This is a genomic window from Streptococcus sp. 339 (assembly GCF_013277285.1).
In the GTDB taxonomy this organism is placed as follows: Bacteria; Bacillota; Bacilli; order Lactobacillales; family Streptococcaceae; genus Streptococcus; species Streptococcus pseudopneumoniae.
In genome coordinates, this window is the sequence record NZ_VMMR01000095.1 from 1 (window position 1) to 5,364 (window position 5,364).

The following is a 5,364-nucleotide window of genomic DNA, read 5'->3' on the forward strand; positions in this document are numbered from 1 at the left end:
TGAAATCGTAACACCACTTTGAACAAGAGTTACTTCAACCCATTGACTCCGATGGGTTAAGTTGCTTTCGTGGATACCAAAATCAGCCGCAATTTGTTCATAAGTTCGATATTCTCGCACATATTGAAGTCGCCATAAGAAGGTATTCTAGGCTTAGTTTAGGTTTTCGTCCCCCTTTTGCGTGTTTACCTTGATAATCTCTTTTTAATACAGCTAACATCTCTTCAAAAGTCGTGCACTGAACACCAACCAGGAGCTTAAATCGTGCATCAGTTAGTTGTTTACTTGCTTCATAATTCATAGAACTATTCTACCATATTTTGTTTCGCAGGAAGTCTATTATCAAAAGGTGTTGATATATGGGCTGTTTCAAGATTACTAAGGCATAAAGATATACAACAAATTATTCAAACTTACGGACATACTCTAAAAGAGGGTTATTGATAAATAGTATAGGAAGAGCCTTAAAATAAGGTTTTTTCTATTTATCGATTCCAGCAGGGGGTATGTAATTAGATACTATAGTAGATTGAAACTAGAATAGTGTATCTGGACTTCTAAAACATTACTAGAAATTGATTTGTCCTATTCCTATTTCATTTTACTATAAAAACCGCTCAACTGAGCGGTTTTCGTCTATTCATATCCTCTTACAGTACCCATGTTCGGATGGCATGGGCAACGCCGGATTCGTCATTTGTTTTAGTGATGTATTTGGCGATTTTTTTGATTTCTTGATTTCCATTTTCCATGACAACGGGGTTCCCAACGACTTCCAGCATGGCACGGTCATTTTCTTCGTCACCGATAGCCATGGTTTGATCTTTGTTCAATCCGAGTTTTTCAGCTAAGTGAGTAATAGCTGACCCCTTGTCTATATTCTTTTTAAGGAGTTCGAGGTAGAAAGGAGCAGACTTGTTGATAGAGTAGCGTTCGTAAAATTCTGCTGGGATTTTTTCAATCGCAGCATCGAGAATCTCAGGCTCATCGATGAACATACACTTGACGATTTCCTTGTCAGACATTTCTTCAGGTGTGCGGTAGAAGATAGGCATGTTGACGAGGGTTGATTCGTGCACAGTGTATGTTCCGATATTGCGATTGGCAGTATAGATACCGTCCTTAGTAATAGCATGCATGTGGACACCGAGCTTACGACTGAGAAATTCCATATCCAGATAATCCTCATAAGTCAAGGATTCGCTGATAATCTCATGCCCTGTAGCAGTTTCTTGGACAAGGGCACCATTGAAGGTCACAACATAGTCACCCTCGTCTCTCAACTGCAAGTCGTCCAGAAGTTTGGCAACACCTGCGATAGGGCGGCCAGTTGCAATGACGACTTTGACACCAGCTTCTTTGGCATCTTGGATGGCAGAAAAGACTTCAGGAGTAATCTCCTTTTGACTGTTGACTAGGGTTCCGTCAATATCGACAGCGATTAGTTTAATACTCATAAAATTCCTCTTCTAGTTTTTATTTGGGGTAAAATGATCGTTCTCAATCAAGTGTAAAAATTGCTGGGTAATGCTTGCAAAGATGCTGTTTTGGTCCAACATTTCTTTTGGAAAATAAAAGCGATTATCTCCGTGGCGACTGCCAGCAAGGGATTGGACGATAGGAGACAGGCTAGAGAGTTCGGCCAGTTGACCATTTTTTTGTAAAATCTCAATCTGTGTCCGCGGATTTTCAGATTCGGGACGATAGATATCATAAGGGAGGTCGAAGTTCTTATGAATAGCAGTATAGTAGTCTGGATCAAAGCCAATGTCCTCAACCAATTTTCTCATGCTAGCGAGTTGGTCTTGGTCTTCTTGTGAAAAGGTAATGGATTTAAAGACCTTGCGGTTGACAAAGCGTTGCGACAGGTCTGCAAGAATCTTATCAGGACTGGTCATCCAGAGCTGGAAGTAGGTATTCATCACACCATCATCCAGAGCCAGATAATCAGACAAGGTCACATTTTTTTCAAAGAAAGGCAGGAGGTGTGGGGAAGTTCGTGCAAAGAAGTCTTTGTCCTCAGGATAGAGTTCCTTAGCGCGTTTGAGAAGATTTTGTAGGAGAACTTCCATAGCGCGTGTTGCTGGGTGGAAATAAACCTGCATATACATTTGGTAGCGGCTGAGAACATAGTCTTCGATGGCGTGCATGCCATTGCGCTGAAAGGCGATACCATTTTCGACAGGACGAATGACACGCAAGATCCGAGTCAGGTCAAATTCCCCATAAGAAGCTCCTGTAAAATAGGAGTCGCGCAAGAGATAGTCCATGCGGTCCGCATCAATCTGACTAGAAATCAGTTGCACAACCTGTTTGTTAGGGTAGGTATGGTCTATGACACTGGCAACCTTTTCTGGAAAATCTGGCGCCACTTGTAGCAGGACTTGGTGAATCTCCGTTTCAGGACTTTGGATAATCTCCTGAGTAATGGCTTCGTGGTCTGTATCAAAGAGATGTTCAAAAGTATGGGAGTAGGCACCATGCCCAAGGTCGTGTAAAAGAGCAGCGGTCATGGTCAAGAGAGACTCTGCAGGATTCCATTCCTCAGGATATTTTTCTTCGAAAATCTCTGTGATGCGTCGTGCAATTTCATAGACGCCTAGACAGTGAGAGAAGCGACTATGTTCTCCACCGTGGAAGGTATAACTGGAAGTTCCCAGTTGTTTGATACGACGCAAACGCTGAAATTCTTTTGTATTGATCAAGTCATAGATGATTTGATTATTGACATGGATGTAGTTGTGAACTGGGTCACGGAATACTTTTTCGTTCATATGACCATTATAGCAAAAAGCTAGAGTTTTTGGTAAAATAGTAGGACAAGAGACAAGAAAGAGGACCTGATGTGAAGATTCGGATGCGAAATACGATTCAGTTTGATGAGCAGTTGGAAGTGATTGACCAGCTTTATGACGTGGAAGTGCATGAGAAGGGAGATTATAGCTATCTGCTTTTCTATAATGAGGAAAAGGAAAAAGTAGTGATTAAATTTCATGGTCAAGAACTGGTGATGAGCCGATTTTCCAATCCCAAGACCACTATGCGCTTTCTAAAGGATAGTGATAGTTTAGCCTATATCCCTACACCTATGGGCATGCAGGAGTTTATCATCCAAACGAGCCATTATCAAGTAGATGGGCAAAAGATTGAACTAGACTATCAACTGCAAAACCAAGAGGGACATCCCTTTGCTAGCTATCAATTGGAAATTACTTGGGGCTAGGCTCTTATTTTTTTCAAATTTTTTCAAATTTTGCTAGCTATCTTCTTGTATTGACTTCCTAGTGTGGTAGATTAGGCTAATTTTTGGTATAATAAAAGTTATGGAAATTGAAAAAACCAATCGTATGAATGCGCTCTTTGAATTTTATGCAGCGCTTTTGACAGATAAGCAAATGAATTATATCGAGCTCTACTACGCTGATGATTATAGTCTTGCTGAGATTGCTGAAGAGTTCGGCGTCAGTCGTCAGGCTGTCTATGATAATATCAAGCGGACAGAAAAGATTCTAGAAGATTATGAGATGAAATTGCACATGTACTCGGACTACATTGTCCGCAGTCAAATTTTTGACCAGATTTTGGAGCGCTATCCCAAGGATGACTTTCTGCAGGAGCAGATAGAAATTTTAACAAGCATTGATAATAGAGAATAAGAGGAAGAAAAATGGCATTTGAAAGTTTAACAGAACGTTTGCAGAACGTCTTTAAAAATTTACGTAAAAAAGGAAAAATCTCTGAATCTGATGTCCAAGAGGCAACCAAAGAAATTCGCTTGGCCTTGCTTGAGGCCGACGTTGCCTTGTCTGTTGTAAAGGACTTTATCAAGAAAGTTCGTGAGCGTGCAGTCGGGCATGAGGTCATTGATACACTTAATCCTGCGCAACAGATTATTAAAATCGTTGATGAGGAACTGACAGCCGTTTTAGGTTCTGATACGGCTGAGATTATCAAGTCTCCTAAAATTCCGACGATTATCATGATGGTTGGTTTACAAGGGGCTGGTAAAACAACCTTTGCTGGTAAATTGGCCAACAAACTCAAGAAAGAAGAAAATGCTCGTCCTTTGATGATTGCGGCGGATATTTATCGTCCAGCTGCCATTGACCAGCTTAAGACCTTGGGACAACAGATTGATGTGCCTGTCTTTGCACTTGGAACAGAAGTACCAGCTGTTGAGATTGTACGTCAAGGTTTGGAGCAAGCCCAAACTAATCATAACGACTATGTCTTGATTGATACGGCAGGTCGTTTGCAGATTGATGAGCTTTTGATGAACGAGCTTCGTGACGTAAAAGCACTGGCTCAACCAAATGAAATTCTGCTCGTCGTTGATGCTATGATTGGTCAAGAAGCAGCCAATGTTGCGCGTGAGTTTAATGATCAGTTGGAAGTGACTGGGGTTATCCTTACCAAGATTGACGGCGATACTCGTGGTGGTGCGGCTCTATCTGTTCGTCACATTACCGGAAAACCAATCAAGTTCACTGGTACAGGTGAAAAGATTACGGACATTGAGACCTTCCACCCAGACCGCATGTCTAGCCGTATCCTTGGCATGGGGGATATGCTTACGTTGATTGAGAAAGCTTCTCAGGAATACGATGAGCAAAAGGCTCTTGAAATGGCTGAGAAGATGCGTGAAAACACCTTTGATTTCAATGATTTCATTGATCAGTTGGATCAGGTGCAAAACATGGGGCCGATGGAAGACTTGCTCAAGATGATTCCAGGTATGGCCAACAACCCAGCCCTTCAAAACATGAAGGTGGATGAACGCCAGATTGCTCGCAAACGTGCCATTGTGTCTTCTATGACACCTGAGGAACGTGAAAACCCAGATTTGTTAAATCCAAGCCGTCGTCGTCGTATCGCTGCAGGTTCTGGAAATACCTTTGTCGAAGTTAATAAATTCATCAAGGACTTTAACCAGGCTAAACAGCTCATGCAGGGTGTTATGTCTGGAGATATGAACAAGATGATGAAGCAAATGGGGATCAATCCAAACAATCTTCCTAAAAATATGCCAAATATGGGAGGAATGGATATGTCTGCCCTTGAAGGAATGATGGGACAAGGTGGTATGCCTGACTTGTCAGCTCTCGGAGGAGCAGGAATGCCAGATATGAGTCAGATGTTTGGTGGTGGACTCAAAGGTAAAATTGGTGAATTTGCTATGAAACAGTCCATGAAACGCATGGCTAACAAAATGAAGAAAGCGAAGAAGAAACGCAAGTAAGACGAAGGAAGGCCGCAGAGCTTTCCTTTTTTAGAAAAATAATAAAGGTCTATTTTGAATCTGTAAAGAATAAAAAATAATAATACTCAATGAAAATCAAATAGCAAACTAGGAAGCTAGCCGCA

The 5,364-nt window shown here is 41.5% G+C and carries 5 protein-coding genes and 1 pseudogene; 3 read left to right on the forward strand and 3 right to left on the reverse strand.

Annotation, left to right across the window (positions count from 1 at the left end; translation table 11 throughout):
- The 3 genes and pseudogenes from HT736_RS10065 to HT736_RS10075 form a co-directional block, all read right to left on the reverse strand.
- A pseudogene (locus HT736_RS10065) lies at positions 1-301 on the reverse strand (transposase family protein); the annotation flags it as partial.
- A gap of 349 nt (positions 302-650) precedes the next feature.
- Positions 651-1,457, reverse strand: coding sequence for a sugar-phosphatase (gene yidA / locus HT736_RS10070; protein WP_023936120.1), 807 nt, complete (start codon positions 1,455-1,457; stop codon positions 651-653).
- Between the two features lie 12 nt (positions 1,458-1,469).
- Positions 1,470-2,774 carry an HD domain-containing protein gene (locus HT736_RS10075; protein WP_023936119.1) on the reverse strand — a complete coding sequence of 435 codons (1,305 nt, stop codon included), beginning with the start codon at positions 2,772-2,774 and terminating at the stop codon, positions 1,470-1,472.
- A gap of 71 nt (positions 2,775-2,845) precedes the next feature.
- Between HT736_RS10075 and HT736_RS10080 the strand changes: the two genes are divergently transcribed.
- The 3 genes from HT736_RS10080 to ffh all read left to right on the forward strand — a co-directional run bounded on the left by HT736_RS10080 (position 2,846) and on the right by ffh (position 5,239).
- Complete coding sequence (locus tag HT736_RS10080; protein WP_023936117.1) at positions 2,846-3,223, forward strand: DUF1934 domain-containing protein; 378 nt, start codon at positions 2,846-2,848, stop codon at positions 3,221-3,223.
- A 100-nt stretch (positions 3,224-3,323) separates the two neighbouring features.
- The gene (locus HT736_RS10085) at positions 3,324-3,656 is read left to right on the forward strand and encodes a putative DNA-binding protein (protein WP_000402066.1); all 333 of its coding nucleotides are present in this window, start codon (positions 3,324-3,326) and stop codon (positions 3,654-3,656) included.
- Between the two features lie 11 nt (positions 3,657-3,667).
- Complete coding sequence (gene ffh, locus HT736_RS10090) at positions 3,668-5,239, forward strand: signal recognition particle protein (RefSeq protein ID WP_138701736.1); 1,572 nt, start codon at positions 3,668-3,670, stop codon at positions 5,237-5,239.
- Positions 5,240-5,364 lie beyond the last annotated feature (125 nt).

Coding starts and splice junctions, on each gene's coding strand:
- yidA (WP_023936120.1), bottom strand. CDS start 1,457: ATGAGTATTAAACTAATCGCTGTCGATATTGACGGAACCCTAGTCAAC.
- HT736_RS10075 (WP_023936119.1), bottom strand. CDS start 2,774: ATGAACGAAAAAGTATTCCGTGACCCAGTTCACAACTACATCCATGTC.
- ffh (WP_138701736.1), top strand. CDS start 3,668: ATGGCATTTGAAAGTTTAACAGAACGTTTGCAGAACGTCTTTAAAAAT.
- HT736_RS10085 (WP_000402066.1), top strand. CDS start 3,324: ATGGAAATTGAAAAAACCAATCGTATGAATGCGCTCTTTGAATTTTAT.